The following is a 26,182-nucleotide window of genomic DNA, read 5'->3' as shown; positions in this document are numbered from 1 at the left end:
ATGGGGTGAAGCGCCACCGCGCTTGTTTGTGGGGTTCGTTGACGATCCTGTTCTCAGCGCAGCAGCTTCATCGACTCCAGGTCCAGGGCGTGGGCGCTGTGGCGCCGGGCCATGGTCAGGAACATCTGGTCGCCGCGGTCGGTCTGCTTGGTGCTGACCGAGGCGAAGATGGCGGTGAAGACCCCGTGCAGCAGGTAGTGGCGGTACGCCGTCCAGGCCTCGTCCCAGCCATAGGTCACCCCGTAGCGGGAGAGCGCCTCGAGCCAGCGGCGCAGCAGGTCGCGCTCGTGCCGGCGGCGCTCCTCGGTCGGCAGGCCCGCGCCGATGAAATAGGCCACGTCCTGCACGCCCGGCCCCTTGGCCGCCGTCTGCCAGTCCAGCACCGCCAGGGGCCAGCGGCCGCCCTGGGGCTCGAACAGCATGTTGTCGAGGCGGAAGTCGGCGTGCTGCACGGTGGGCGGGGCGGCCGGTCCGGCGTAGTAGCCCCCGAGGTTGTCGGCGAAGTCCTGGCAGAGCGCCATGTATTCCGGCTCCAGGGCGCCCTCGTAGCGCTGGCGGAAGGCGGCCATGATCCCGCCGAACATGGCCACCAGGGCTGCGGGGTCGAGCATCTGGCGGTTGAGGAACTCCACCTCGTCCAGCTTCGGATCGGCCCAGCGGGGGCCGTGCAGGGCCGCGGCCTCGTCCATCACCGTCTGGGCGTCGGCCAGGGAGCAGCCCGTGAGCTGGTTTCCGCCCCGGGCGGGACCCATGTCCTCCAGCAACAGCACGAAGTCGCTGGTCTCCGGGTCGATGGCCGCCACGAAGGGCCTGGGCGTGCGGATCGCCACGGTGTGGGCGATCTCCTGGTAGAAACGCACCTCGTTCAGATAGAGGCCGATCTGGCCGCCGGTGGCCCGGCTGACCGGATCGGCGGACGGGAACTTGCCCACCAGACTGGCCGGGGCGCCCTCGACGGGCTTGGCGTAGGTCAGGTTGAAGCGGACGCTTTCCCCCAGCATGCCGTCGCCCACCTTCTGGGTGGTGAAGCCCTCCACCTGGGCGGCGACGCCGGCGCGGTTGAGGGCGGCGGTCAGCCAGGCGGAGTCGACGGCGGCGGGGTCGGTGACGATGGGAAGCTCGCTCACGCCGCGGGCCCCAGGGTGTGGACATAGACCTCGTTGCGGCCGATGCGGTCGCCGTCCATCAGCACCAGGTCGAAGCCGCGCAGGGCCGGGGCGGTGGCGTCGCCGATCGTGCAGTACCAGCGGCCGCAGAAGCCCCCCTTGATCTCCCAGACCGCCTCGGCCTCGTAGCGCATGGGCGGGGTCATGCCGAACAGGCCGCGCAGATAGGCGCCCAAGGCCTCGTGCCCACGGATGCCCGCGGCTGTCTGCTGGTCGAAATAGAGGGTGTCGGGCGTGTAGAAGCCCAGCAGGGCCTCGACGTCCTTGGCGGTCCAGGCCGCCAGCCAGCGTGTGTTGAACTCTTCCATCAGGCCTCTCCGAGGACGCGGGCGCGGTGTTGCGGGGTGAAGACGTCGGGCGGCAGCATTTCCGGTCCGGCCATCACCGCCAGGGTGTGGGCCCGCAGGGAGGGATCCTGCAGGGCGCGTTGATGCAGGCTCTCGCGCCGCGCGCGGGGGCCCTCGCCGAACTCCGCCTCCAGGGCCGAGACCAGGCCCGCGGTGAACCTCAGGCGGCGCAGGCGCTCGGCCCGCTCCTTGGCGTAGGGGGTGAAGTCGGCCCTGGCCCAGTCGGCGTCGGCCTTGAGGATGTCGGTGACGATGCGGACGTCGCGATAGGTGATGGAGAGACCCAGGCCGATGATCGGGTCGTTCCAGCCCCCGGCGTCCCCCACCAGCACCGCGCCCGGCGCGAAGGGCTCATCGGTCCAGGCGTCGTTGTTGAAATAGGCCAGCAGAGGTCCCGCGGGGGTGGCGCGGGCCAGGTGCTCGTTGTCCGGCGAGCAGGACATGCGGAAGGCCTCAAGGAAGGCCCGCGGCCCGTCGGGACCCGCGAAGCGGCGGCGCTGGTCCAGGCTGAAGGCGCCGTAGAGGCGGGCCCGGCCGGCCCCTTGCGGGAAGGCCAGGAAGGAGAAATCCCCCTCCACCCCGATGGCCTGGACCTTGTCGTCCCAGCCCGGCGCGCCGTCGACCAGCAGGCCGGCGAACATGTGGTGCGGAGCGTCCTGGTGCAGGACGATCCCCAGGCTCTCGCGGACCATGGAGGCCCGGCCGTCGGCGCCTGCCAGCAGGCGGGCCGTCGCGGTGGTCTGGGCGCCGTCCTGGCGGAAGGTGACGCTGGGCGCCGCCCCGGCGGTCACCGACATCACCTGCACCCCGCGCCGGGCGTCGACGCCGCGCCGCACGGCCTCGTCGAACAGGGTCTGGCAGTGGTGGGGATGGCCGATGCACAGCGGACCCGGCACGTCGGGGGCGAAGACCCCCAGCGGGATCGGCGTCGACCGCGCATCCTCCGGATCGCGGTTCTCGTCATAGGAGATGTGGGTCTCCAGGTGGTGCCCGCCGGCGCCCACCAGCAGGTCGTAGAGCCCCAGGCGCCTGACCTCGGTGACGCCCCAGGGGGCGATCCACTCGCCGCGCACCTTGTCCTCGTAGGCCAGGGACTGCTCCAGCAGCAGGACGCGGGCGCCCGCCTGCGCCATGACGGCGGCCAGGGCCGAGCCGCCAATTCCGCCGCCAACGACGATCAGGTCGTAGTCCATGCGCTGCTTCCGTCCCTTGGCCGGCGCTCTGACGGCGCGGCTCTGGATCGATCTCAGCAGGCTTCCTTAGGGGATGACAAGGGCGTGTCGGACCGCCAGGCCGCCGAGCCCGGCCAGCAGGAGCCCCTGTCCCGCCAGGATCAGGCCCAGCCGGCCGGCGAAGGGCTGCTTGCGGGTCTTGTGGCGCAGCAGGCGCTGGGCGATCACCGCCCCGAGCCCGCCGCCCAGGGCCGCCAGCCCCAGCAGGGTGGCCTCCGGCGTGCGCCGGCGGCCGGCGGCGGCGGCGCGCTTGTCGGCGGCGAAGACCGCGAAGGCGATCAGGTTGAGCGCCGCCAGATAGGTGAGGATGAAGCTGAGCACGCCGCCAGTCTGGCGCCACAGGCTTAGCGGGACGTTCACCGGGGCCTAAGCATTGCCCGCCATGCTGGCGCCCGAAGAACCGGGGCGGAGGCCGCCATGTCGATAGCTTTGGGCGAGACCGTCGCCAGCGCCGCCGCCGCGGCGCCGCGCCGACACCTGTGGGGTCCGGTCGCCGACTTCCTGCTGCTGGGGGGCGGGTCGCTGCTGGTCTTCCCCGTCCTGCTGCTGCTGCCGGCCGACCGGGTGGCCGCGCCCATGGCGGCGGCGATGTGGATGCTGATCAACGTCCTCAACCATCCGCACTTCGCCCATTCCTATCAGATCTTCTACCGCGACTACCCGGCCAAGGCCTTCTCCGGGACCCACGCGCCGGCCCTGCGGGGCCGCTACATCTTCGCCGGCCTGGTGGTTCCCCTGGCCCTGGCGGGCTTCCTGACCACCGCCCTGATGAGCGCGGACTCGCGGCTGCTGGGCTTCGGCGGCAACCTGATGGCCTTCTTCGTGGGCTGGCACTACGTCAAGCAGGGCTACGGCATGCTGATGGTCGACAGCGCCCTGAAGAAGAGCTTCTTCGGCGCGACGCAGAAGAAGGTGTTCCTGGTGAACGCCTATGTGGTCTGGGCCTTCTCCTGGCTGAACGCCAACCACCAGGTGAAGGTGACCCACCTCTGGGGCCTGGACTACTACGCCCTGCCGGTCCCGCAGCCCCTGCTGATGATCGCCGGCCTGGCCGCGGCGCTCACCACGGCGGCGACCCTGGTGGTGATGGGGCGATCCTGGAAGACCCTGCCATGGAACGGGGCGGCGGCCTACGCCGCCAGCCTCTACGCCTGGCTGGTCTTCATGCGCATCAACCCCCTGTGGCTGCTGGTGATCCCGGCCTTCCACTCCCTGCAATACCTGGCGGTGGTCTGGCGCTATCAGGGCGGCGTCGAGCGGGCCCGGTCAGAGAATTGGAGGCGGGGACTGGCGATCTTCGTGGCCTCAGGCCTGGCCCTGGGCTTCGTCGGCTTCTGGGGCCTGCCCAACCTGATGGACGCGGTGATACCCTACGACCAGGCGGTGTTCGGGCCCACGGCCTGCCTGTTTGCGGTGTGGATCTTCATCAACATCCACCACTTCTTCCTGGACAACGTCATGTGGCGCCGGGAGAACCCCGACACCCGCAGGCACCTGTTCAGCTAGGCGCCGGGCCGCCTAAGCGCCAGCCACCTAAGGTCGCACCCCAGATATCATCCCATCTTGGATAGCATAGTCAGGCCCCTGGCTTGCATTCGCGCGCGAGCGCAACCCTAAGACTTGCGACAAAGTGGCGGCGATCGGTGGTATTCGCTCTCCGATTACCTCGATTATCAATTCGGTAACTCTGATTTGTTCGCATGGATAGGGTAATCATCGCATAGACAACTAATGGAGTGACCATGCGCCAGTATCGAGTGGCTGGGATCGCCATCCTTGTCGCCGGCCTCGCCGCCGTGGGGGCCGGGCCGCTGGCGGCGCAGGACACCGGCGGGCTCCGCGCCCAGTTGGCCGCGATGATCGACGCCTACCGGCGCCCCGCCGAGGTCCCCGCCCCCGCCGACAACCCCACCACCGAGGCCAAGGTCGAACTGGGAAAGACCCTGTTCTTCGATCCCCGCCTGTCCGGCTCCGGGGTCATCTCCTGCGGCACCTGCCACAACCCCTCCCTCGGTTGGGAAGACGGGCAGCCCAAGGGGGTCGGCGACAAGGGCGGGCGGCTCGGCCGGCACACCCCCACCATCCTCAATGTCGCCTGGAGCGAGCCTCTGTTCTGGGACGGCCGCGCCGCCACCCTGGAGGAGCAGGCCAAGGGACCGCTGAAGTCCGAGGCCGAGATGAACATGCCCCATGACGACGTGGTGGGGGTGATCAAGGGCCTGCCCGGCTACGTCACCGCCTTCCAGGCCGCCTATCCGGGCGAGCCGGTGGACATCGACACCGTGGCCAAGGCCCTGGCCGCCTATCAGAGAACCATTGTCTCCGGCGTCGCCCCCTTCGACCGCTGGGTGGCCGGCGAAGACGAGGCCATTCCCGACGCCGCCAAGCGCGGTTTCGTCCTGTTCAACACCAAGGCCGGCTGCGCCACCTGCCACACCGGCTGGCGGATGACCGACGACGGCTTCCACGATATCGGCCTGCCGGACGGGGACATGGGCCGGGCCAACATCATGCCGGGCCTGACCATCCTGGAGCACGCCTTCAAGACCCCGACCCTGCGCAACATCGCGCAGCGCGCGCCCTACATGCACGACGGCTCCCTGAAGACCCTGGTGGCCGTGGTGGACCACTACGACCACGGCTTCGCCACCCGCGCGTCCCTCTCGGACGGCGTCAAGCCGCTGGGCCTGACGCCGGAGGAGAAGGCCGAACTGGTCGCCTTCATGGAGGCGCTGAGCAGTCAGGACGCTCCGGTCACCTACCCCAATCTGCCCCGATAGCTGGAGTTCCAGACGCCATGAAAGCCATCCATCTCCTGACTTCGGGCGCGGTCCTGGCGGCCGCCGTCGCCGGCGCCGCCTGGGCCGGCGCCCTGGTCACCGTCGACCAGAAGGGACTCGCCTTCAGCACCCCCGCCCTGAGCGTGAAGAAGGGCGACATCATCAACTTCGCCAATGGCGACACCACCTCCCACAACATCCTGATCACCGGCGCGGGTGTCAGCCTCAACAGCGGTCTGCAGCAGCCGGGGGTGTCCTTCAAGGCGCCGATGGTGAAGGCCGGGACCTATCAGGTGATCTGCGGCATCCATCCGAAGATGAAGATGACGGTCACCGTCAATTGAGCCAGCCGCCTCCCGCACCGCCCCGGAGATATCCCCGCGCCAGGCGGGTCCTCCACTGGTCGCTGGCGCTGCTGATCAGCATCCAGTTCATGCTGATCCTGGTGTTCAAGCAGCTGGAGTCGCTGGAGTTCGGCCAGACGGTTCTGGCCCTGCATCGCCAATGCGGGGCCCTGGTGCTGATCCTGGTGGTGGTGCGGCTGGCGGTCGGTCTGAGGATTCGCGGACCCAAGAGCGATCCGGCCTTCCCGCCGTGGCAGACCCTGGCCGCGCATCTGGTGCATGTGGCCTTGCTGCTGGCGCTGGCCGCCCAGCCGGTGCTGGGCTTCCTCACCGCCTGGGCGCGGGGCGACAGCGTCGTGCTGTTCGGCGTCCTCGAGCTGCCCACTCTGGTGCAGTTGAGCAGCGAGCAGGGCCTGGCGCTCAGCGCCTGGCACGCTCGCCTGGCCTATCTGATGCTCGGCCTGCTGGCGGCCCACCTGGGGGCGGTGGCCTTCAACCGGCTGGTCCGCAAGGTCTCGGTCCTGGATCGGATGCTGGCCGAGCCGCCAACCGACCGCCTGGTGAACCGGATCCCGCTCAACGCCCAGCTGCTGTTCTGCTGCGGCGCGATCCTCGCCGCCACGCTCGCCGCCGGCCTCTACGGGGCGCAGAAATACAAGAGCTTCAACGAGCTGCGCGCCAAGTTCGACGACACAGAGGTCGCCGTGCTGGACGAGATGCGCGACACCCGGCTCAGCCTGAAGGACCTTCCGGCCGACCCGTCGGGCGCCGCGGCCCTGGCCGGCACGGTCCAGGCCTATGGCGGCCGATTGACCGATCCCGACGCCCGGACGGCGACCAAGGCCGCGGCCCAGGCCCTGACCCGGATCGCGTCCGGCGACGCCTCGGCGATGGCCGAGGCCGACACCCAGCTTCAGTCGGCGGTGGACAGCCAGTACATGCTGGTCCTGCAGCGGCGTCAGGAGATCGGCCAGATCGCGGCCAAGGGCCACGACATGATCATCCTGACCCTGGCGCCCACAGTGATGCTCAGCGCCCTGCTGGCCTTCGCCCTGTCGCGCAGCATCCTCTCGGCCTTGGCCCGCGCCCGCGCGGTGGTGCGCAGGGTGGAGCAGGGGGCCGACACCGAGGCGCTCAGCGTCGTGGGCCAGGGCGAGTTCGCCGGCCTGCTGCGCGACATCCTGCAGATGCGCGAGAGCGTCCAGGCGCGCCAGGAGGAGGCGCACGAACGTCAGATGCGTCAGCAGGCCGAGATCGAGCGTCTGGCCCGCGAGCAGCAGCAGACCGAGACCGAGATCGCCCAACGCCAGGCCGCGGCCCAGGCCCATATCGTCGACGCCCTGGCCGGGGCGCTGTCGGCCCTGGCCGATGGCGACCTGACCGCCCGCATCACCGACACCTTCAGCGAGCCCTATGACCGACTGCGGGCGGACTTCAACGAGGCCGGCGCCCGGCTTGAAGCCCTGGTCCTGACCATCGACCAGGCCAGCCGGACCGCGGCCGGCGGCTCGGCCGAGATCTCCCGCGCCGCCAGCGACCTGTCGGCCCGCACCGAGAGCCAGGCCCAAAGGCTGGAGGAGACCGCCGCCGGCCTGGACCAGATCACCGAGAAGGTCAGGACATCGGCCGCCAGCGCCAACCAGGTGGCGCAGATCGTCGCCTCCACCCGCACGGAGGCCGATCAGTCGAACGCCGTGGTGGACGGCGCCATCGGCGCCATGGGCGACATCGAGAATGTCTCCCGCGACATCGGCCAGATCATCGGGGTGATCGACGAGATCGCCTTCCAGACTAACCTGCTGGCCCTGAACGCCGGGGTCGAGGCCGCCCGCGCCGGAGATTCCGGCCGAGGCTTCGCGGTGGTCGCCGCCGAGGTGCGCGCCCTGGCGCAGCGCTCGGCGGAGGCCGCCAAGGAGATCAAGGCCCTCATCTCGACGTCCACGACCCAGGTCGCCCGCGGGGTGGAGATGGTGGGCGCCACCGGCCAGGCCCTGCGGCGCATCATCCTGAAGGTCGGCGAAATCGACGACCTGGTGCATGGCATGGCCAAGAGCTCCGGCGAGCAGGCTGTCAGCCTGCAGGACGTCAATGCAGCCGTGGCCGTGATGGATGGGGCGGTGCAGCAGAGCGCCGCCATGCTCGAGGAAACCACGGCCGCGGTCGTCGAGCTCGACGGCAGCATCGAGACCCTCGGCGAACTGATCTCGCAGTTCTCGGTGACCAAGACAGCCGAAGCGGGTTTCGCGCCCGCCCGATCAGCCCACGCGGCCTGACTCCGGCTAGCCCTGGGCGACGGAGCCAGGGCCCGGCAGGACGCCGATCAGCTCGATCTTGAAGATCAGCACGCTGTTGCCCGGGATCTCGCCGCCGCCCGCGCCCTCCTCGCCATAGCCCAGGGCCGGCGGCACATAGAGCACCCATTCGTCGCCGGGCCGCATCAGCTGCAGGGCCTCGATCCAGGCCGGGATCAGGGCGTCCAGCGGCATGGCGGCCGGCACCCCGCGCTCGTAGGAACTATCGAACACCTTGCCGTCCAGCAGCTTGCCCTCGTAGTGGACCTTCACCTCGTCGCCGGGATGGGGCCGAAGCCCGTCCTTGGGGCCCGAGCGGACGATCTTGTACTGCAGGCCCGAGGGCAGGGTGACGACGCCGGGCGCCTTGGCGTTCGCAGCCAGGAAGGTCTTGGCCGCGCCGAGATTGTCGGCGGCCTTCTTGTTCGGCCCGCAGGCGGCCAGCGCCATCAGGGCGAAGGCCAGAACGATACGCTTCATTGCACTCTCGCTTCTCAGACCGCGCGGGGCGGGTAGCCGCTCTCGCGCAGGGCGTCCATGATTTCCTGGGTGTGCTGGGCGTCGCGGGTCTCGATCATGATGTCGAACTCCGCGCCCTTGGCGGGCACGTCCAGGGCCAGGCGGTTGTGCGCCACCTCGACGATATTGGCCCCCATCTTGCCGATCAGCACCGAGACGGTGCCCAGCAGGCCCGGCCGGTCGTCGCCGATGATGCGCAGGGAGACCAGGCGCTGTTCGCGCACCAGCTCGCGGGTCAGCACCGAGGCCAGCAGCCGGGTGTCGATATTGCCGCCGGTGATGATCAGCCCGACCTTCTTGCCGCGGAACTTCTCCGGATAGGCCAGCAGGGCGGCCAGCGAGGCCGCGCCGGCGCCCTCCACCACCGTCTTCTCGACATTGCAGTAGAGGGCGATGGCCCGCTCGAAATAGGGCTCCTCGATCAGCAGCACGTCGTCGATCAGCGGCCGGGCGATGGCGTAGCTCTCCTCGCCCACGCTCCGGACCGCGATGCCCTCGGCGATGGTGGCCCCGCCGGTGGCCGCGCCGACGCCGCGCATCTTGGCGGTGAAGGAGGGGTACATGGCGGGCTCGACGCCGTAGATCTCGACCTTGGAGTTCAGCGACTTGGCCACGGTGGCGCAGCCGGCGATCAGGCCGCCGCCGCCGATGGGGATGGGCAGGACCTCCAGGTCGGGCACATCCTCGAACATCTCGAGCGCCACCGTGCCCTGGCCGGCCATCACCTTCACGTCGTTGAAGGGGTGGACGAAGACCAGCTCCCGCTCGGCGCACAGGGTCTTGGCGAGCGCCGCTGAGTCGTCATAGGTCTCCCCGTCCAGCACCACCTCGGCCCCGAAGGCGCGGGTCTGCTGCACCTTCACGAAGGGGGTGTTGCGGGGCATGACGATGGTCACCGGTATGCCCAGCCGCGCGGCGTGATAGGCCAGGCCCTGGCTGTGATTGCCGGCCGAGGCGGCGATCACCCCGCGCTTGGCCTCGTTGTCGGAGAGCTGCAGCAGGGTGTTGAGCGCGCCGCGCTCCTTGTAGGCGGCGGTGAACTGCAGGTTCTCGAACTTCACCCAGACTTCGGCCCCGGTAATCTCCGACAGCGTCCGCGACTGACGGCAGGGCGTGCGCTCGATGCGCCCCTTCAGCCGCTCGGCGGCCGCGCGGATATCGTCGATGGACAGGGTCATGATCAGGCCAGGGGTGGAAAAGGACGCCACCTCTAACGAGGGCGGGCCCTCACGGCAACGTCAGCGAAGGCCGCGCAGCACGTCCATGCGCCGCATGGCCTTGCCGGGCAGGGCCGACATCTTGCCCAGCGGCAGGGCCTCGGCGGCGGCGCGGACGCCGTAGGCGGCGTGGCGGACCAGGGCGGCCGGCGCGACGCCGCCGACGAAGCCGTGGGTGACCCAGACGCCGGCATTGGCCAGCTCGCGCTTGAAGCGGTAGTCGCCGGGACCCAGGTCCAGGCGCGTATAGGGGGTGGCGTCCATCCAGCGCAGGACGTCCTGGAACAGCAGGATGCCCGGCGAATAGCGCTCGAACTCCGGATCGTGGGCGATCAGCCAGCCGTGGATGGTCTGCTTGCCGTGCAGGTGCAGGTGCACCGCGGCCAGGCGGTCGCCGAAGTGCAGGGTGAACAGGGCCGCGCCGAAGTCGGGATCGCGGCGCTCGAACAGGTCCTGCATCAGCCGCAGGGTCCAGCCGGCGTCGAAGATGTCGGTCTGGCCGGTGGCGTCGAGCTGGGCGCGCTTCCAGGCCACCAGCTGGTCGAAGTCGGCCTGGCTGCGGGAAAAGGGGGTGAAGACGGCGGGGCCGATCTCGCGCTCGACCTTGCGGCGCTTCTTGTCGCAATCCTTCAGGACCGAGGTCCCGGCCTCGCGGCGGGCGGCCTCATAGGCCTCGTACCCCTCGGAGACATCCACCACGTGGGACAGGTCGCGGCCGCGGGCATAGGGGGCGAAGACCGCCTGGGCCTCGATCATGTGGCAGAAGTCGAAGCGCTGGACGCCCAGGGCCTGGATCATCTTGCGCACGTCGATCCGCGCGCCGGGCTCGGCCACCAGACCCTGGTAGTCGCACATCGGCGCCCCCACCGGCATGGCGGTGAGGTGGCCCACGCGGACCGGCAGGAAGGCGACGTCGCGGCCGTCCTCCACCGCCACGGCGACGCGGACCTGGCGGGAGGTCTGGCGCTGGACGGAGGCCACCGCGCGGGCCCAGTCCGGCGACAGGAAGGGGCTGTCCAGGGTGATGTCGGTGGCCTGCAGGGCCGCCCAACGCGCCATCCGCTCGGCCGTCATGTCCTGCGGACGGAGGACTTCGATGTGCAAGACGGCCATCCCGAGGCGGCGAAAACGCGACTACAGGACGGCGAACTTAACCAAGAAGTCTTTCCGCGAAGTTGCCGGAAGGGTCCCAATGCAACTTCCGCGAACCGCAGATCATCCCAGGGTTCAGAGCAGCTCGCCGCGCCCCTGGGTCTTCAGGGCGTCGACGGCGGCGCGCACCGAGGCGGTGGACTCGCGCCGGGTGACCAGGACGACCCCGTTCTCCACCACCACCACCAGATCCTCGACCCCCGCCAGGACCACCACCGGCCCGTCGGTGCGGGCCAGACTGCGGGCCGAGCCCACCAGGACCACGTCGCCGTCGGCGACATTGCCGTCGCCGTCCTGGGCCGAGCCCTCCCACAGCGCGTTCCAGTTGCCCACGTCGCTCCAGCCGATGTCGGCGCCCACGACGCTGGCGTGGGCGGTCTTCTCCATGATGGCGGTGTCGATGGCCTCGGACGGCGCGGTGAGGAAGTCGGGGGACAGGGCGATCAGGTCGCCGCGCCGCGCGGCCTTGGCGACCCCGGCCTCGGCGGCCGCCGAGATGGCGGGCGCCAGCTTGCGGCACTCCGCCAGGAAGGCGGCGGCGCTGAACATGAACATGCCGGCGTTCCAGCCATAGTCGGGGTCGGCCACGAAGCGCTTGGCCGTCTCGAGATCCGGCTTCTCGACGAACTGGGCGACCTTGCGCACCAAGCCCTCGCCGGCACCGGCGCGGATATAGCCGTAGATGGTCTCAGGCCCGGTCGGCTTGAGGCTGAAGATCACCACCTCGCCGGCCTCGGCGGCCGCCCGGCCCGCCTCCACCGCGCGGTGCATGGCCGGGACGTCGGCCACCAGGTTGTCGGCGTGCAACAGCAGGAAGACCCCGTCGGGATCGATCTCGGCGGCCACGGCGGCGGCGGCCACGGAGGCCGCGGCGGTGTTGCGCGGCGCCGGCTCGGCGATCAGGGCCCGCGGCGTGATCCCCACCTCCATCAGCTGGTCGCGGGTGAGGTCGGCGTGGGCCGCGGCGCAGACGACGATCGGCGGATTGAACATCTCGCCGGTCACCCGCAGGGCGGTGGCCTGGATCAGGGTCTGCGCGCCCCCCAGCCGGTGGAACTGCTTGGGCTTGGCCTGGCGCGACAGGGGCCAGAGGCGCGTGCCCGCGCCGCCCGACATCAGGATGGGGGTGATCTTTCCGCTCATGGCTCGCGCAGATTCTTTCTCGTTCGCGTGACGGTCGCCTGAACCGGTTCCCACTTCAGGCTGTCACGCTCCTAGGCCGCTTCGGCCGGCGGGTCGAACTCCGAGACCAGGTGGCCGGGGGCCACCTCCTTCAGCTGCGGCACATAGACCTGGCCCAGCGGGTCGGCCGACAGCCGGGAGGGCAGGAACCGCAGGGCGCTGCGCGGATCCATGGGGCTGGGGGGCTCCCCCGACAGCTTCAGCCGCTTGCGGGCGCGCTCGCGCACCGGATCGGGGATCGGCGCGGCCGAGAGCAGGGCCTGGGTGTAGGGGTGGTGCGGATGGGCGTAGATCTGCTCGCGGTCGGCCTGCTCCATCACCCGGCCCAGATAGAGCACCATGACCCGGTGGCTGATCTCGCGGACCACCGCCAGGTCGTGGCTGATGAACACCATGGCCAGGCCCATCTCCTTCTGCAGCTCGATCAGCAGGTCGATGATCTGGGCGCGGATGGAGACGTCGAGGGCCGAGACCGCCTCGTCGCAGATCACCAGCCGGGGCTTGAGGATCATGGCGCGCGCGATGCCGACCCGCTGGTTCTGGCCGCCGGACAGCTCGTGCGGATAGCGGTTGATGAGGGCCGGCGGCAGGCCGACCTTGGCCATCATGGCGGCCACCTCGGTGTCCCGCTCGGCCCGCTTCAGCTCCGGCCTGAACACCTGCAGGGGCTCGGCGATGGAATCGCCGATGGTCATGCGCGGGTCGAGGCTGGCCAGGGGGTCCTGGAAAACGATCTGCAGGTCGCGGCGCGACGCGCGGACGGCCTCCTTGTCGGCGCCGGTGATGTCGCGGCCCAGCAGGGTCACCGCCCCGCCGGTGGCGGGGATCAGGTTGATGACGGCGCGGGCCAGGGTGGACTTGCCGCAGCCGCTCTCCCCCACCACGCCGAGGGTCTCGCCCTCGCGCACCTTGAAGGAGACCCCGTCCACGGCCCGCAGGTTGCGCTTGGCGCCGAAGACCCCCTCGTGGATCGGGAACCAGACCTTGATGTCCTTGCCCTCCACCACGACCGGCGCATTGGGGGCGACCGGCGACAGGGTCGGGCGGCCGCCGCGATCGGAGCGGTCCAGGCGCGGGATCGCATCCAGCAGGGCGCGGGTATAGGGGTCCTTGGGCGCGGCGAAGAGCGCCTCGGCGCCGCCCTCCTCCACATAGGCCCCGTCCTTCATGACGCAGACCCGGTCGGCGAGCCGGGCGATGACCCCCATGTCGTGGGTGATCAGCACCATGGCCGTGCCGGTCTCGCGCTTCAGCTCGTCCATCAGGTCGAGGATCTCGGCCTGGACGGTGACGTCCAGGGCGGTGGTGGGCTCGTCGGCGATCAGCAGGGCGGGCGAACCGGCCATGGCCGCGGCGATCATCACCCGCTGGCGCATGCCGCCCGACAGCTCGTGCGGATACTGGCGCAGCCGGCGGGCCGCGTCGGGGATGCGCACCCGCTCCAGCCAGTCCTTGGCGTGCTTGTTGGCGGCCTCGCCGCTCATGCCCAGGTGCAGGCGCAGGGGCTCGGCGATCTGTTCGCCGATGCGCACGTGGGGGGTCAGAGCCGTCAGCGGGTCCTGGAAGATCATGGTCATCTTCGAGCCGCGGATCTTGTTGAGGGCGCCGGGCTTGAGGTTCAGCAGTTCGGTCCCGAGGAACTTGGCCGAACCACTGGCCTGGCCGTTGCGGGCCAGCAGGCCCATCAGGGCCATGAAGGTCTGGCTCTTGCCCGAGCCGCTCTCGCCCACCACCCCCAGGGTCTCGCCCCGGGCCACGTCCAGGGAGACCCCGCGCACGGCGTTGACCACCCCGTCGTGGGTGGCGAAATCGACCCGGAGGTCCTTGATGGAGAGAACGGGCGATGCGTCGGCCAAGGCGACCTCGAAAACTTGAATGGTTGCGCGACCATAGCCGGGGCGATGTGTCGGCGAAATGGCGAGCTTACGAAAGCTTAAGGCCGACCCCCGCGACAGGGGGCGGGCCTTGGCGCTAAGGTGGCGTCGTGAGCGCGCCTGACCAGTCCCCCCGCCCCGCCCTGTTCCTCGATCGCGACGGGGTGCTCAATGAAGACCCCGGCTATGTCTATCGCTGGGAGGATTTCGTCTGGATTCCAGGCGCCCGGGAGGCCATCGCCGCCTTCAACGCCGCCGGCTGGTGGGTGTTCGTGGTGACCAACCAGTCCGGGGTCGGCCGCGGCTACTATACCGAGGACGACGTGCGGAAGCTGCACGCCCAGATGAGCGCCTCCCTGGCCGAGGTCGGGGCCCGGGTCGACGCCTTCTACTACTGCCCGCACCATCCCGACGCCGCCGACGAGACCTACCGCCACCCCGATCCGCCGGGCCGCAAGCCCAATCCCGGCATGTTGCTGCAGGCCATCGCCGAGTGGCCCGTGGACCTGACCCGCTCGATCATGGTGGGGGACAAGGACGGCGACGTGGAGGCCGGCCGCCGCGCCGGGGTCCGCGGACTGAAGTTCACCGGCGGCGACCTCAAGGCCTTCCTGGAAGGGGAGCTGACATGACCGCGATGATCGAGGTTCGCGGGGTGGTCTATGACTACCCCTCGGCGCGCGCCCTGCACGGGGTGTCCTTCGACGTCCAGGCCGGCGCGGTCCTGGCCCTGGTGGGCCCCAACGGGGCGGGCAAGTCGACCCTGATGCGCTGCATCGCCGCCCTCGACGTCCCCACCGAAGGGACCATCGCGGTGGCGGGCCTCGACGTGGAGGCCGACCCCCGCGGGGTCCACGCCGCGATCGGCTACCTGCCCGACTTCTTCGGCCTCTATGACGAGCTCTCGGTGCGCAAGGCCCTGACCTACGCCGCCCGCTCCCGGGGCGTGTCGGTGGCCGACACCCCCGCCGCCGTCGAGGCCGCCGCGGCCCGGGTGCAGCTCACCGACCGCCTGGAGGCCCGGGCCGGCGAACTGTCGCGCGGCCTGAAGCAGCGCCTGGCCATCGCCCAGACCATCGTCCACCGTCCCCGCGTCCTGTTGCTGGACGAGCCCGCCGCCGGGCTGGATCCCGAGGCGCGGCGCAGCCTGTCGGACCTGATCCTGTCCCTGTCGGGCGACGGCATGACCATCGTGGTCTCCTCCCACATCCTGGCCGAGCTGGAGGACTACTCCACCCAGATGCTGATGATCCGCGACGGCGCGGTGGCCGGCGGCGGGGTGCTGGCGGCCGGCGGCGGCCATCGCGACGGGAGCCGGGTGGAGGTGGTCTTCGCCGAGACCCCGGCCGACCTGGGCGACCGGCTGGTGGCCCTCGGCGTCACCGTCGAGCGGCTGGAGGGCGACGCCGCCACCCTGGTCCTGGCCGACGGCGAGGACGACTCGGCCCTGCTCGCGCAGCTGATCGGGGCGGGCCTGAAGGTCCGGGCCTTCCAGGCGAGCCGCAAGACCCTGGAAGACGCCTATCTGGCGGAGGTGGCCCGATGAACCCGGAGTTCCAACGCAATCTGTGGCTGGAGGCCTCGCCCCGCCGCATCGCCTGGGCCGCCGTGAGCCTGATCCTGATCTACGGCGCCACGGCCCTGCTGGCGCGGGACGCCGGCGGCGGGCCCTTGCCGGCCCTGGCCGGGGTGGGAGGTTTCGTCTTCCTGATCTGCGGGGTGATCTGGGGCTCGCGGGCCGCCGGCACGGCGGTGCTGGCCGAGATCGCCGACCGCACCTGGGACTTCCAGCGGCTCAGCGCGCTCACCCCCTGGGCCATGACCTGGGGCAAGCTGCTGGGGGCGGCGAGCCTGGCCTGGCTCTGCGCCCTGACCGGCGTCGTCCTGATGGCCGGACTGATGCTGGTCCAGGGCCAGCCGGGCGCCCTGTGGATGCTCGCCTTCCTGATCGCGCTCGCCCTCCTGCTCCAGGCCGTCAGCCTGGGCGCGGCCCTGATCGGGGTGCGCAAGGCCCGGGCCGAGGGCCGGGTGGCCCGCGCCGGCGGGGTGATGGGCGGCCTGATCCTGGGCCTCTTCCTGCTGAGCGTTGTCGCCGGCTCCTCCGGCTTCCAGAAGGGCGCCGGCCTGGCCGGGATTCCGGCCTTCCTCTACGCCCGCGGCGAGGTCACCTGGTGGGGCCAGGTCTTCCCCGCCGTCGGCTTCCGGACGCTGGCGACCCTGGCCTTCGCCGGCTGGGCCCTGGCCGGCGCCTGGCGGCTGATGCGGCTGGAGCTGCAGATGAAGAACGCCCCGGTGGTCTGGCCGGCCTTCCTGATCTTCCTGGCGGTCTTCCTCGGCGGCTTCGCCTATGCCGGGGGCGGCCTGGCCGCCGCCCTGCTGGTGGGCGCCCTGGCCGTGGCGCTCGCGGCCTACGCCGCGGCCTTCGCCGAGCCCGCCGACCGGGTGCGGCTGCGCCAGTTCGCCGGCGCCCTGGGCGAGGGCGATCTTGGCCGGGCCCTGCCCCTGACGCCCGCCGCCATCGCCCCCTTCCTGCTGGCCCTGATCCTGGTGGCGGCCGCCTTCATGGTCGGCGGCGCCGGCTCGGCCTTCGACCAGGGTCCGGACCCGGCCCAGGCCGCGGCCCTGCTGGCCTTCATCCTGCGCGACCTGGGCGTCATCGCCCTGTTCCGCTTCGGCCCCCGGCCCCAGCGCGGCGACTTCGGCGCGGTGGTGGCGCTGGCCCTGCTCTACGCCGTGGGCGGCATCGTGGGTTCGGTGATCAGCCCCGGCGTCGGCCAGGCCCTGTTCGTGCCGCTGTCCATCGCCCCCTGGGCCAGCCTCGCCTCGGGCCTCGCCCAGGCGGTCGGCGCCTGGGCCCTGGCCTGGCGGCGGATCCGGGCGCCGGAAACGCGCTAGCGCCCCTCCATCTGCGCCAGCATCCGCTCCAGGGTCGCCAGCTCGTCGGCCTCCCCGGCGGGCTTGTCCCATCGGATGCGGTGGATGCGGGGGAAGCGCATGGCCACCCCGGACTTGTGACGGGTGGAGCGCTGCAGGCCCTCGAAGGCCACCTCGAACACCAGGCCGAAATGGGGTTCGGCCTTCACCGAGCGCACCGGGCCGAAGCGCTCGATCGTGTTGTCGCGGACGAACTTGTCGATCTGTTTCAGCTCCTCGTCGGTGAAGCCGAAATAGGCCTTGCCCACCGGGGTCAGCCCCCGCTTGCCCTCGACCTCCGTCCAGACCCCGAAGGTGTAGTCGGAATAGAAGCTGGAGCGCTTGCCGTGACCGCGCTGGGCGTACATCAGCACCGCGTCGATGAGGAACGGGTCGCGTTTCCACTTGAACCAGGGGCCCTTGGGCCGGCCGGCCTCGTAGATGGAGTCCCACCGCTTCAGCATCAGGCCCTCGGCGATCTGCGGGTCGCCGGGCGGGGGTGAGGCGCGTAAGCGCGCCAGCTCCGCCCAGGTCTCGAAGGGCTGCAGGGGCGACAGGTCGATGCGCGGGGTGGCGAGCTTGCCCACGAAGGCCTCCAGCCGGACGCGGCGCTCCCGGAAGGGCAGCACCCGTGTGTCCTCGCCGGCCTGCGCCAGCAGGTCATAGGCGCGGATGCCGGCGGGGTGTCTGGCCATCAGCTTCGCATCGACGGTCTTGCGGTTCAGCCGCTGCTGCAGGTCGCCGAAGCTGGCGACCCCGTCGTCGCCCATCACCAGCAGCTCGCCGTCCAGGGCGCCCTCGAAGTCCAGGACCTGGAGCACGTCGGGAAAGGTCCTTGAAATGTCGTCGCCGTTGCGGGTGTAGAGGCGGCGCACGCCCGCCTCGTTCACCGCCTGGACCCGGATGCCGTCCCACTTCCATTCCGCGGCGTAGTCGGCCGGGTCGAGCCGCCCGAAATCGACGGCCTCGTCGAGCGCCTGGGCCAGCATGGTGGGGCGGAAGCGGCCGGGCGAGTCCGGGCGCGGGCGGTCCGAGCGGCCCTCCAGCCAGGAAAACAGGTCCTCATAGGGCGGGTGCAGGGCGTGCCAGACTTCCTCCACCTCTGAGACCGCCACACCGCCCAGGTCGGCGGCGGCCTGCTTGGCCAGACGCGCGGAGACCCCGACGCGCAGGCCGCCGGTCATCAGCTTCAGCAGCGCCCAGCGGCCGGTGGGCTCCAGGGCGTCCAGCCACCCCTCGATCAGCCGCTGCACCTCGGCCCGGGTGGCGCCGCGCAGGGCGTCGATGACCTCGGCCAGCTCCGGCTCGCGGTTGGCGCCGGGCCTGGCGGGCCAGACCAGAGCCACCGTCTCGGCCAGGTCGCCGACATAGTCGTAGGACCAGCGGAACAGCAGCGGGTCCATCCGCTCCTCCACCGCCTTGCGGATGAAGGTGGGCTTGGCGGCGGCGAAGCTGAGGTCGCCGGTGAGCGCCGCCAGGGCCCAGCCCCGGTCGGGGTCCGGCGTCTCGCGCAGATAGTCGCGCACCAGGGTCAGCTTGGCGTTGCGCGACGCCGTCAGCGACAGGCGGTCCAGCAGCTCGGCGAAGGCGCGCACCTAGCCGTCCTCCTCGTCATCGTCGTAGCCGACGAGGGCCAGCGCCCGGGCCTTGATGTCGTGCAGCTGAGCCCAGCGGGCGAGCGCCTCCTCGCGGCCGTGGGTGATCCACAGTTCGCCGGGACGCAGTTCGTCGACGGTGGCGGTGAGCTCGTCCCAGTCGGCGTGGTCGGAGATCACCAGGGGCAGCTCGGTCCCCCGCTGGCGGGCGCGGGCCCGCACCTGCATCCAGCCCGAGGCGAAGGCCTGGACCGGATCGGGGAAGCGCCGCGACCAGCGGTCCTGCAGGGCCGAGGGCGGCCCGATGACGATGGCGCCGGCGAAGTCCTGCTTGGCGGCCACGGTGGCGGGCGAGAGCGGGCCAAGCTCGATCCCGTGGTCCTCGTAGAGGCGGTTCAACCGCTCCAGGGCCCCATGGACGTAGATGGTCTTGTCCCAGCCCGCCTCCCGCAGCAGGCGGATCACCCGCTGGGCCTTGCCCAGCGCGTAGGCGCCCACCAGGTGCGAGCGTTCCGGAAACTGGGCCACCGAACGCAGCAGCCGGGCGATCTCGCCCGAGTCCGGCGGATGGCGGAACACCGGCAGGCCGAAGGTGGCCTCGGTGATGAAGACGTCGCAGGCGATGGGCTCGAAGGGCGCGCAGGTGGGGTCGCGCCGGCGCTTGTAGTCGCCGGACACCACCATGGTCAGGCCCTTCCACTGGACCACCGCCTGGGCCGAGCCCAGGACGTGGCCGGCCGGGACCAGGGTCACCTCGACCCCGTCGCGATGCACGGGCCGGCCATAGGCGGCGGCCTCGGTCGCCCCGGCGAAGTCGGCCCCGTAGCGCTCGGCCATGATGGCGAGCGTCTCCGGCGTGGCCAGCACCGCCCCGTGGCCGGCGCGGGCGTGGTCGGAGTGGCCGTGGGTGATCACCGCCCGGTCCACCGGCCGGGTGGGGTCGATGTAGAAGTCGCCGGGCGGGCAGTAGAGGCCGGCCGGGGTAGGGCGAAGCAGGGCTTCGGGCTTGATCATCCGGGCCGCCGGCTCATGGGAAGCTCCACCTTACAGAGTATTCATATTGTGAAATCGACGTCATGACCAAGACTTAACGAGTATTCGCGAGGGGCCGCTCCTATACCCCCGCTCGAGACGAACGCGCCTCCCCGCGCTTCGCTCCGAACCGAAAGAAAAAGCCATGTCTCACCCGTTCAACCTCGGCCGCGCCAGCGGCCTCGCCACCCTGCTGATGGCCGCCCTGCCCATGCTGGCCATCGCCCTCGTCGCGCTCACCACCGGCTTCACCGCCGCCTAAACCTTCCCTTGGGTCGTCCTTGACCCTCGGGCGGGCCTGGCCCAAACCGAAGGCATGAGCGCCTCCGAACACCCCCTGCGCGAGATGGCCGTCCACATGGTGGAGACGGTGCCCCAGGCCGCCGCGCTGGGCTTCAAACTGGTGTCCGTGGCCGACGGCCGGGGCTCGATCCTGGTTCCCTGGCGGGCCGAACTGGTGGGGGACCCCGCCACCGGGGTGATCGCCAGCGGCGTCGTCACCTCCCTGCTGGACCACTGCTGCGGCCTGGCCATCTCCTCGGCCAAGAACGAGCGCTTCCCCACCGCCACCCTGGACCTGCGCATCGACTACATGCGCCCCGCCGCGCCGCGCGCCGGGGTCACGGCGCTGGCCCACTGCTACAAGATGACCCGGTCCATCGCCTTCGTCCGGGCCCATGCCTGGGACGAGGACCCCGACGATCCCATCGCCACCGCCCAGGCCGCCTTCATCCTCAACGGCGCCCCGGCCCCCGGAGCGGCCCGATGAGCGAGGCCGGCGACCGCCTGCAGGGCTTCCTGGCCTCGGTGCCCTATATCCAGTTCCTGGGCATGCGCTGCGAGCTGGCCGGGGACGAGATGACCGCCATCCTGCCCTTCGCGCCCCACCTGATCGGCAATGTCATGCTGCCGGCCCTGCACGGCGGGGTGATCGGCGCCTTCCTGGAGATGACGGCGCTGGCCCAGCTCTCCGTGGTCCAGCAGACCCCGAAGGTCCACAAGACCATCGACGTCACCATCGAATACCTGCGCCCCGGCCGGGCGCTCACCACCTACGCCCGCGCCGACCTGCGCAAGGTCGGCCGCCGCATCGCCAATGTGACGGTGGAAGCCTGGCAGGAAGCCCGCTCCAGCCCCATCGCCGCCCTGCGCGGCCACTTCATGCTGAGCGTCGACGAGTAAGAGCCCCGCTCACCCCGCCGGCTTGGCCGCCTTTTCTTCCGCATGCACCGCGTCCAGCTCCGCCTGGGCCTTGGCCGCGGCGGCGGCGTCGCCCTTTTCCCGGGCCTCCATCAGCTGTTCGGTGGCCTCCATCTCGCGGACGGGCAGCAGGTGGGTGGCGTCGGCGCGCTTGAAGGGGCCGCTCTCGATGCGGCGCAGGTTGTCGCGCTGGCGTTCGGCTTCCGGACCGGTCCCCACCCCGTAGGAGAAGAAGAACTTGGCGATCTTGGCCTTCACCGCCGGGTCCAGGTCCTTGCGCCACAGCATGGGGTCCTCCGGAATGGTGGGGGAGGTCCAAATCACCTTCAGATTGGCCAGGGTCCGGTCCCCCGCCGCGGTGCCGTGCTGGGCCAGCCGCGCCATGGAGGCGGTGTTGTTGGTGGACGCGTCCACCACCCGGTTGGCCACGGCGTAGAGATTGGCCTCGTGGTTGGCCGAGCGGACGGTCTTGAAGCATTCGTCCGGCCGGATGCCCCGCGGCGCGAACAGATAGGTCATGGGCGCCAGCGTCCCGGAGGTGGACTTGGCGTCCCCCATGCCGAAGCTCAGGGTCTTGTCGCACTTGAGCAGGGTCTCCAGGGTGATCGGGCTGTCCTTGGCCACGATGATCACCGACTGGTAGCCGTCCTGGCCGCCGTCCGGCTTGGTGGTGCGGGCGAAGACCTCGCCGCCGGAGCGGCGCACCGCCTCCAGCCCCGACTGGTTGGTGAACCAGCCCATGTCGGTCTGCTTGAAGCGCATGGCCTCGATCAGGGCCGAATAGTTGGAGCCGTAGAAGGGCTTCACCTTCAGCCCGGTGGCCTTCTCCATGTCGGCCAGGAAGGGCGCCCATTCGGCCGCCTGGGTCGAGGCCTTCTCCGTCGACATGATGGAGAAGTTCAGGGTGTCGGTGGGGGCGGGCTTGTCCGCCGGCTTGGCGCAGGCGGCGAGCGCCAGGGTCGCGGCCAGCAGACTGAAACCCGCGCGGCGAGAGATCATCGAAACACCCTGCAAGACGTCCTGGCTCCCTGTTTCGCCTGTTCTTGTGACGCTTATCCGACGGCGGCCAGCGAAAACTAAGCTTGAGGCCCGGCACATAGGGCGCTAACGCCCGCCCATGTCCCTGCAAGGTCTTTCCCACCAAGCCCGTGAAGCCAAGAGCTGGCCCTTCGAACAGGCCCGCCTGCTGCTGGAGCGTATCCTGCGCCTGCGGCTCACCGACGCCGAGCGCGATCTCGCCGTCACCCTCATCGCCCAGGGCAAGGCCGCCGAGGCCGTCGCCACGCTTCCGGCCCTGGTGAAACCGGTGGTGTTCCAGACCGGCTATGGCCCGTCGGGCCTGCCGCACGTGGGCACCTTCGGCGAGGTGGCGCGGACCACCATGGTGCGCGTCGCCTTCCGCGCGCTGACCGACGACGCCGTCCCCACCCGCCTGATCGCCTTCTCCGACGACATGGACGGCATGCGGAAGATCCCGCCCAACGTGCCCAACCAGGAGATGCTGCTCGAGGACATCGACAAGCCGCTCAGCGTGGTGCGCGACCCCTTCGGCACCGACGGCAGCTTCGCGGGGCACAACAACGCCCGCCTGCGCGCCTTCCTCGACAGCTTCGGCTTCGACTACGAGTTCATGTCGTCGAGCGAGACCTACCGCTCGGGCCGGTTCGACGCGACCCTGCTCACCGCCCTGGCCCGCTTCGACGCCATCCAGAAGGTCATGCTGCCGACCCTCGGTCCGGAGCGGCGCGCCACCTATTCGCCCTTCCTCCCGGTCAGCCCCAAGACCGGCAAGGTGCTGCAGGTCCCCACCCTGGAGCGCAACGTCGAGAAGGGGACCATCGTCTTCGACGACCCCGACGGCGGCCGCACCGAGGTCCCGGTCACCGGCGGCCACGTGAAGATGCAGTGGCGTCCCGACTGGGCCCTGCGCTGGACGGCCCTGGAGGTGGACTACGAGATGTCGGGCAAGGACCTGATCGACTCGGTCAAGACCTCGACGGCCATCGCCAAGGCCCTGGGGGGCGTGCCCCCGGTGACCTTCAGCTACGAGCTGTTCCTCGACGAGAACGCCGAGCGCATCTCCAAGACCAAGGGCAACGGCTTCTCCATGGAGGAGTGGCTGCGCTACGCCCCGCCGGAGAGCCTGGCCTATTACATGTTCCAGTCGCCGCGCTCGGCCAAGCGGCTCTATTTCGACGTCGCCCCCAAGGCCACCGACGAATATCTGCAGCAGCTCGACGCCTATAACCGCAAGCGGGCCGAAGGCTCCAACGAGCCGCAGATCGACAACCCGGTCTGGCACGTCCACCACGCCAACCCGCCCGCCGAGGGGTCGCCGGTCTCCTATTCCCTGCTGCTGAACCTGGTGTCGGCCGCCGACGCCTCCACCAAGGACATCCTCTGGGGCTTTCTGGAGCGCTACATCCCCGGCGCCACCCCGGCCACCCAGCCCTTGCTGGACCACCTGGCCGGCTACGCCATCAACTACTACGAGGACTTCGTGAAGCCCTCGAAGACCTTCCGGGTCGCCGACGCGCAGGAGCGGGCGGCGATGGAGGACCTGATCGCCCGGTTCAGGGCCCTGCCCGCCGGCTGCCAGGACGCCGAGCTGATCCAGAACGAGGTCTACGCCGCCGGCAAGGAAGCGGGCTTCGAGCCCCTGCGCCTGTGGTTCACCGCCCTCTATGAGGTCCTGCTGGGCCAGAGCCAGGGGCCCCGCTTCGGCTCCTTCGCCGCCATCTTCGGCCTGGAGCGCACCATCGCCCTGATCGAGCGTGGCCTGGCGGGGGAGTTGGTCAGCTAGCCCGAGTTCACCCGTCCCCGTCGTCGCCGATCGGCATGCCCGGCGGCACGGTGGGCTTCAGCTTGGGCTGGGCCAGCACCCGGGCCATCTCGTCGCGGTCGGCGATCAATCGCGCCAGCCGCAGGCGGTGGGCCCGATCGGCGCCCTCGCCGGGCGAGGCCTTCAGCCGCGCGGCCAGGTCGGCCAGCCTCTGATCGATCTCCGCCGACACCGCCGGCGAGGTCTCGGCCTTGCGTGAGACCTCGGCCAGGTCCAGCACGACGCGGGTCTGCACCCGTCGCGCGATCTCGGCGCTCCGCCCCGCGGCCGGGGCGAAGGCCGTGGCGATCAGCCGGTCCAGCACCTCGCCGGCGCCTGGAAGGGTCGCGTCGCGGCGATGCTGCTCCACCAGCCGGCCCAGGCGGTCGGGGGCGGTCAGGGCCTCGATCGTCAGGCCTGCGGCCACGTCGGCGGCGGTGAGCGGATCGAACACCGGGTCGCCGTCGAAGACCTCGATCTCGAACTGGCGGTCCCCGTCCCCGGACTGGCCCGCCGAGAGCAGCGGGATCAGGGCCTCGGGGGTGTCCAGCTCGGCGGGCTGCAGGGTCGCCAGCAGGGCGTCCAGGGCCGCCCGCTGCCGGGCGGCGGGCACGATGGGGGCGGCCTCGCGGGCGTCGCCCTTCACCGCATAGGGATAGTCGATGCCGGCCAGCTGCTTGGCGGCGGCGTCCACCTGGTAGCGGTGCAGCAGGAAGATCGGCACGTACTTGCGGCGCAGGTTGGCCACCGGCTCCCCGGCCCTCAGGGCCGAGAGGCCGAAGCGGTCGAGGGCGGCGCGGCGCACGCCCATCATCCGGGTCAGCTCGGCGACGGGGTCGGCCCCGTCGTCCCACAGGGCGCCCCAGGGCTGGGCCGCGCCGGCCGGCCGGGAGTCGCCGTCGGTGACATAGCGGGCGCCGGACGCCATCTCCGCCCGGGCCTTGGCCGCCAGCGCCGCCTCTCCGGCCGCGCCGGCCGGAACCTGTCCATAGAGCCAGTCGACGATGAATTTGTCCCAGGCCCCCAGGCCCACCCCATAGGCGTCGGAGAGGTCGGGCTTGCCGGCGACGAGCGTCACCCGCGGGGCCGGATAGTCCATCACCGAGGCGCGGCCCTGCGTGCTGCCGGCGAAGTTGTGGGCGAAGCCCAGGGAGTGGCCCACCTCGTGGGCGGCCAGCTGGCGCAGGCGCGCCAGGGAGACCTCGACCGGATCGTTGGGCTCGCCGGTCCCCACCTTGTCGGCGCCCACCAGGCCCTCGAAGATCAGCATGTCCTGGCGCACCCGGAGCGCGCCGAGCAGCACGCTGCCCTTGAGGATCTCGCCGGTGCGCGGGTCGCGAACCGACTGGCCCACCGACCAGCCCCGCGTGGCCCGATCCACCCAGTTGATGACGTTGTAGCGGACGTCCAGGGGGTCGACCCCCTCGGGGAGGATCTCCACCCGATAGGCGTCCTGATAGCCCGCCGCCTCGAAGGCCTGGGCCCACCAGGCCGCGCCCTCCTTCAGGGCGGTGCGGATCGGCTCGGGTGCGGCGCGGTCGACATAGAAGACGATGGGCTTCTTCACCGGCGAGCGGGCCGCCGTAGGATCGGTCTTCTCCAGCCGGAAGCGGTGGGCCACCTGGCCGACGATGTCGGCGCCCAGGGGGGCGGCGTAGTCCAGGACGGTGGAGCCGAACACGCCCGCGCGGGGATCGAACCGGCGGACCTCGTAGCCGGGGTCGGGCAGCTTCACCAGGCTGTGGCGCACCTGCAGGGTGATCAGCTTGGCGTCCGGGGCGATATTGCGGCTCTCGGGGCCCGGCGTGTCGGACTGGTAAGTCTGGCGGGCCTCGAACTCCAGGTTCTCCGGAAAGACCTTTACCATCGAGGGGTCGGCGGCCGAAAGCTCCGGGACCAGGCGGTAGCCCTTCTCGTCGGCGCGCTTCAGCGCATCGGCGGCGCCCATGACGTCGCGGGTCAGGAAGGTGGAGATGTCCACCAGGATGCGGCCGTCGCCTTCGGTCCCGGCCACCTCGCCGGCCCAGACGGTGGAGGTGGCGAAGGCCTCGCGGGCCGCTGTCTGTTCCGGGGCCGGCGCGCCCGCGGCGCGGAAGCGGGGGTTCTCGTACTCGGCGAACACCTTCTTGCCGAGGCGGCGGAACACCAGGACCTGGGTGTCGCCAATCGCCGCGCGGTCCAGGCCCACGGGCGCCGAGCCCAGGCCGGCGCGCAGGGCGGTGAGATAGAGGAAGCGGCCGCTGACGCCGTCGGCGTCGGGCGCGGGCAGGGAGAGGAGGATCTTGCCCTTGGCCTTGTCCACATAGACCGGCAGCAGGCCCTCCTGGCGCTGGACGCCCGCGGTGGCCTCGGCCGTGGCGGGCGCCTTGTCCCGGGCGTTGGCCGGCGCCCCGGTCAGCAGGACCAGGGCCGCCGCCGAGCAGAGCCAGATATTACGTGTCATCGAACCGCCCCCAGATGGAGGGGCCAGCCTAGAGCGTGACAGCCTGAAGTGGCTACCGGTTCAGGCGCCCGTCA

The 26,182-nt window shown here is 70.8% G+C and carries 23 protein-coding genes; 10 read left to right on the top strand and 13 right to left on the bottom strand.

The window, feature by feature from the left end; genetic code table 11:
• Window positions 1-53: 53 nt before the first annotated feature.
• The 4 genes from AC1RN5_RS17085 to AC1RN5_RS17070 form a co-directional block, all read right to left on the bottom strand.
• Complete coding sequence (locus tag AC1RN5_RS17085) at window positions 54-1,127, bottom strand: phosphotransferase family protein (protein ID WP_493042339.1); 1,074 nt, start codon at window positions 1,125-1,127, stop codon at window positions 54-56.
• Window positions 1,124-1,474: a YybH family protein gene (locus tag AC1RN5_RS17080; protein ID WP_493042338.1), complete on the bottom strand. Its 351-nt coding sequence runs from the start codon at window positions 1,472-1,474 to the stop codon at window positions 1,124-1,126. Before AC1RN5_RS17080 ends, AC1RN5_RS17085 begins: the two co-directional genes overlap by 4 nt.
• Window positions 1,474-2,706 carry an FAD-dependent oxidoreductase gene (locus tag AC1RN5_RS17075; RefSeq protein WP_493042337.1) on the bottom strand — a complete coding sequence of 411 codons (1,233 nt, stop codon included), beginning with the start codon at window positions 2,704-2,706 and terminating at the stop codon, window positions 1,474-1,476. Before AC1RN5_RS17075 ends, AC1RN5_RS17080 begins: the two co-directional genes overlap by 1 nt.
• A gap of 66 nt (window positions 2,707-2,772) precedes the next feature.
• Complete coding sequence (locus AC1RN5_RS17070) at window positions 2,773-3,105, bottom strand: DUF1294 domain-containing protein (protein ID WP_493042336.1); 333 nt, start codon at window positions 3,103-3,105, stop codon at window positions 2,773-2,775.
• Window positions 3,106-3,162: 57 nt separating this feature from the next.
• On the opposite strand from AC1RN5_RS17070, the gene AC1RN5_RS17065 reads away from it, so the two are divergent.
• From AC1RN5_RS17065 to AC1RN5_RS17050, 4 genes are all read left to right on the top strand, one after another.
• Entirely contained in the window at window positions 3,163-4,251 is a 1,089-nt protein-coding gene (locus tag AC1RN5_RS17065; RefSeq protein ID WP_493042335.1) for a hypothetical protein, read from the top strand.
• Window positions 4,252-4,487: 236 nt separating this feature from the next.
• Entirely contained in the window at window positions 4,488-5,525 is a 1,038-nt protein-coding gene (locus AC1RN5_RS17060) for a cytochrome-c peroxidase (protein ID WP_493042334.1), read from the top strand.
• Window positions 5,526-5,542: 17 nt separating this feature from the next.
• Complete coding sequence (locus tag AC1RN5_RS17055) at window positions 5,543-5,869, top strand: cupredoxin domain-containing protein (RefSeq protein ID WP_493042333.1); 327 nt, start codon at window positions 5,543-5,545, stop codon at window positions 5,867-5,869.
• Window positions 5,866-8,142, top strand: a complete 2,277-nt coding sequence (locus tag AC1RN5_RS17050) for a methyl-accepting chemotaxis protein (protein WP_493042332.1) — start codon at window positions 5,866-5,868, stop codon at window positions 8,140-8,142. The genes AC1RN5_RS17055 and AC1RN5_RS17050 overlap by 4 nt, the downstream gene beginning before the upstream one ends.
• A gap of 6 nt (window positions 8,143-8,148) precedes the next feature.
• Here AC1RN5_RS17050 and AC1RN5_RS17045 read toward each other — a convergent pair whose 3' ends face one another.
• The 5 genes from AC1RN5_RS17045 to AC1RN5_RS17025 form a co-directional block, all read right to left on the bottom strand.
• The gene (locus tag AC1RN5_RS17045) at window positions 8,149-8,640 is read right to left on the bottom strand and encodes an FKBP-type peptidyl-prolyl cis-trans isomerase (RefSeq protein ID WP_493042331.1); all 492 of its coding nucleotides are present in this window, start codon (window positions 8,638-8,640) and stop codon (window positions 8,149-8,151) included.
• Window positions 8,641-8,654: 14 nt separating this feature from the next.
• Entirely contained in the window at window positions 8,655-9,857 is a 1,203-nt protein-coding gene (locus AC1RN5_RS17040; protein WP_493042330.1) for a threonine ammonia-lyase, read from the bottom strand.
• Window positions 9,858-9,917: 60 nt separating this feature from the next.
• On the bottom strand, window positions 9,918-11,009 hold the full coding sequence (locus AC1RN5_RS17035) for a GNAT family N-acetyltransferase (protein ID WP_493042329.1): 1,092 nt from the start codon (window positions 11,007-11,009) through the stop codon (window positions 9,918-9,920).
• Window positions 11,010-11,123: 114 nt separating this feature from the next.
• Window positions 11,124-12,191, bottom strand: coding sequence for a mannose-1-phosphate guanylyltransferase (locus AC1RN5_RS17030; protein ID WP_493042328.1), 1,068 nt, complete (start codon window positions 12,189-12,191; stop codon window positions 11,124-11,126).
• Between the two features lie 71 nt (window positions 12,192-12,262).
• Window positions 12,263-14,086: an ABC transporter ATP-binding protein gene (locus AC1RN5_RS17025; RefSeq protein ID WP_493042327.1), complete on the bottom strand. Its 1,824-nt coding sequence runs from the start codon at window positions 14,084-14,086 to the stop codon at window positions 12,263-12,265.
• 128 nt (window positions 14,087-14,214) lie between these two features.
• On the opposite strand from AC1RN5_RS17025, the gene AC1RN5_RS17020 reads away from it, so the two are divergent.
• The 3 genes from AC1RN5_RS17020 to AC1RN5_RS17010 are packed head-to-tail and all read left to right on the top strand — an operon-like array spanning window position 14,215 to window position 16,999.
• On the top strand, window positions 14,215-14,736 hold the full coding sequence (locus AC1RN5_RS17020; protein ID WP_493042326.1) for a D-glycero-alpha-D-manno-heptose-1,7-bisphosphate 7-phosphatase: 522 nt from the start codon (window positions 14,215-14,217) through the stop codon (window positions 14,734-14,736).
• A complete protein-coding gene (locus AC1RN5_RS17015; protein WP_493042325.1) occupies window positions 14,733-15,650 on the top strand; it encodes an ABC transporter ATP-binding protein in 918 nt (305 codons plus the stop codon). Before AC1RN5_RS17020 ends, AC1RN5_RS17015 begins: the two co-directional genes overlap by 4 nt.
• Window positions 15,647-16,999, top strand: a complete 1,353-nt coding sequence (locus AC1RN5_RS17010) for a hypothetical protein (RefSeq protein ID WP_493042324.1) — start codon at window positions 15,647-15,649, stop codon at window positions 16,997-16,999. The genes AC1RN5_RS17015 and AC1RN5_RS17010 overlap by 4 nt, the downstream gene beginning before the upstream one ends.
• On the opposite strand, the gene AC1RN5_RS17005 is transcribed toward AC1RN5_RS17010, so the two are convergent.
• Both AC1RN5_RS17005 and AC1RN5_RS17000 read right to left on the bottom strand, forming a co-directional pair.
• The gene (locus AC1RN5_RS17005) at window positions 16,996-18,612 is read right to left on the bottom strand and encodes a cisplatin damage response ATP-dependent DNA ligase (protein WP_493042323.1); all 1,617 of its coding nucleotides are present in this window, start codon (window positions 18,610-18,612) and stop codon (window positions 16,996-16,998) included. The two genes, AC1RN5_RS17010 and AC1RN5_RS17005, sit on opposite strands and share 4 nt — an antisense overlap.
• Window positions 18,613-19,626, bottom strand: a complete 1,014-nt coding sequence (locus tag AC1RN5_RS17000; protein ID WP_493042322.1) for a ligase-associated DNA damage response exonuclease — start codon at window positions 19,624-19,626, stop codon at window positions 18,613-18,615.
• Window positions 19,627-19,960: 334 nt separating this feature from the next.
• Between AC1RN5_RS17000 and AC1RN5_RS16995 the strand changes: the two genes are divergently transcribed.
• Together AC1RN5_RS16995 and AC1RN5_RS16990 are read left to right on the top strand one after the other, a co-directional pair.
• Window positions 19,961-20,413 (top strand): PaaI family thioesterase, encoded by a 453-nt coding sequence (locus tag AC1RN5_RS16995; protein WP_493042321.1) that lies wholly within the window; start codon window positions 19,961-19,963, stop codon window positions 20,411-20,413.
• A complete protein-coding gene (locus AC1RN5_RS16990) occupies window positions 20,410-20,826 on the top strand; it encodes a PaaI family thioesterase (protein ID WP_493042320.1) in 417 nt (138 codons plus the stop codon). The genes AC1RN5_RS16995 and AC1RN5_RS16990 overlap by 4 nt, the downstream gene beginning before the upstream one ends.
• A 9-nt stretch (window positions 20,827-20,835) precedes the next feature.
• Here the strand turns inward: AC1RN5_RS16990 and phnD are convergent, their stop codons facing one another.
• Window positions 20,836-21,843, bottom strand: coding sequence for a phosphate/phosphite/phosphonate ABC transporter substrate-binding protein (phnD, locus tag AC1RN5_RS16985; RefSeq protein WP_493042319.1), 1,008 nt, complete (start codon window positions 21,841-21,843; stop codon window positions 20,836-20,838).
• Window positions 21,844-21,961: 118 nt separating this feature from the next.
• Between phnD and AC1RN5_RS16980 the strand changes: the two genes are divergently transcribed.
• On the top strand, window positions 21,962-23,647 hold the full coding sequence (locus AC1RN5_RS16980) for a lysine--tRNA ligase (RefSeq protein WP_493042318.1): 1,686 nt from the start codon (window positions 21,962-21,964) through the stop codon (window positions 23,645-23,647).
• Window positions 23,648-23,654: 7 nt separating this feature from the next.
• On the opposite strand, the gene AC1RN5_RS16975 is transcribed toward AC1RN5_RS16980, so the two are convergent.
• On the bottom strand, window positions 23,655-26,108 hold the full coding sequence (locus AC1RN5_RS16975; RefSeq protein WP_493042317.1) for a zinc-dependent metalloprotease: 2,454 nt from the start codon (window positions 26,106-26,108) through the stop codon (window positions 23,655-23,657).
• Between the last annotated feature and the right edge of the window lie 74 nt (window positions 26,109-26,182).

The sequence above is a fragment of the Phenylobacterium sp. GW821-FHT12F10 genome (assembly GCF_058806695.1).
Note: the sequence above shows the minus strand (reverse complement) of the source record. Positions and strands in the feature narration are given on the sequence as shown.

Coding starts and splice junctions, on each gene's coding strand:
- AC1RN5_RS17080 (WP_493042338.1), bottom strand. CDS start 1,474: ATGGAAGAGTTCAACACACGCTGGCTGGCGGCCTGGACCGCCAAGGAC.
- AC1RN5_RS17075 (WP_493042337.1), bottom strand. CDS start 2,706: ATGGACTACGACCTGATCGTCGTTGGCGGCGGAATTGGCGGCTCGGCC.
- AC1RN5_RS17065 (WP_493042335.1), top strand. CDS start 3,163: ATGTCGATAGCTTTGGGCGAGACCGTCGCCAGCGCCGCCGCCGCGGCG.
- AC1RN5_RS17060 (WP_493042334.1), top strand. CDS start 4,488: ATGCGCCAGTATCGAGTGGCTGGGATCGCCATCCTTGTCGCCGGCCTC.
- AC1RN5_RS17055 (WP_493042333.1), top strand. CDS start 5,543: ATGAAAGCCATCCATCTCCTGACTTCGGGCGCGGTCCTGGCGGCCGCC.
- AC1RN5_RS17045 (WP_493042331.1), bottom strand. CDS start 8,640: ATGAAGCGTATCGTTCTGGCCTTCGCCCTGATGGCGCTGGCCGCCTGC.
- AC1RN5_RS17040 (WP_493042330.1), bottom strand. CDS start 9,857: ATGACCCTGTCCATCGACGATATCCGCGCGGCCGCCGAGCGGCTGAAG.
- AC1RN5_RS17035 (WP_493042329.1), bottom strand. CDS start 11,009: ATGGCCGTCTTGCACATCGAAGTCCTCCGTCCGCAGGACATGACGGCC.
- AC1RN5_RS17030 (WP_493042328.1), bottom strand. CDS start 12,191: ATGAGCGGAAAGATCACCCCCATCCTGATGTCGGGCGGCGCGGGCACG.
- AC1RN5_RS17015 (WP_493042325.1), top strand. CDS start 14,733: ATGACCGCGATGATCGAGGTTCGCGGGGTGGTCTATGACTACCCCTCG.
- AC1RN5_RS17010 (WP_493042324.1), top strand. CDS start 15,647: ATGAACCCGGAGTTCCAACGCAATCTGTGGCTGGAGGCCTCGCCCCGC.
- AC1RN5_RS17000 (WP_493042322.1), bottom strand. CDS start 19,626: ATGATCAAGCCCGAAGCCCTGCTTCGCCCTACCCCGGCCGGCCTCTAC.
- AC1RN5_RS16995 (WP_493042321.1), top strand. CDS start 19,961: ATGAGCGCCTCCGAACACCCCCTGCGCGAGATGGCCGTCCACATGGTG.
- AC1RN5_RS16990 (WP_493042320.1), top strand. CDS start 20,410: ATGAGCGAGGCCGGCGACCGCCTGCAGGGCTTCCTGGCCTCGGTGCCC.
- phnD (WP_493042319.1), bottom strand. CDS start 21,843: ATGATCTCTCGCCGCGCGGGTTTCAGTCTGCTGGCCGCGACCCTGGCG.
- AC1RN5_RS16980 (WP_493042318.1), top strand. CDS start 21,962: ATGTCCCTGCAAGGTCTTTCCCACCAAGCCCGTGAAGCCAAGAGCTGG.
- AC1RN5_RS16975 (WP_493042317.1), bottom strand. CDS start 26,108: ATGACACGTAATATCTGGCTCTGCTCGGCGGCGGCCCTGGTCCTGCTG.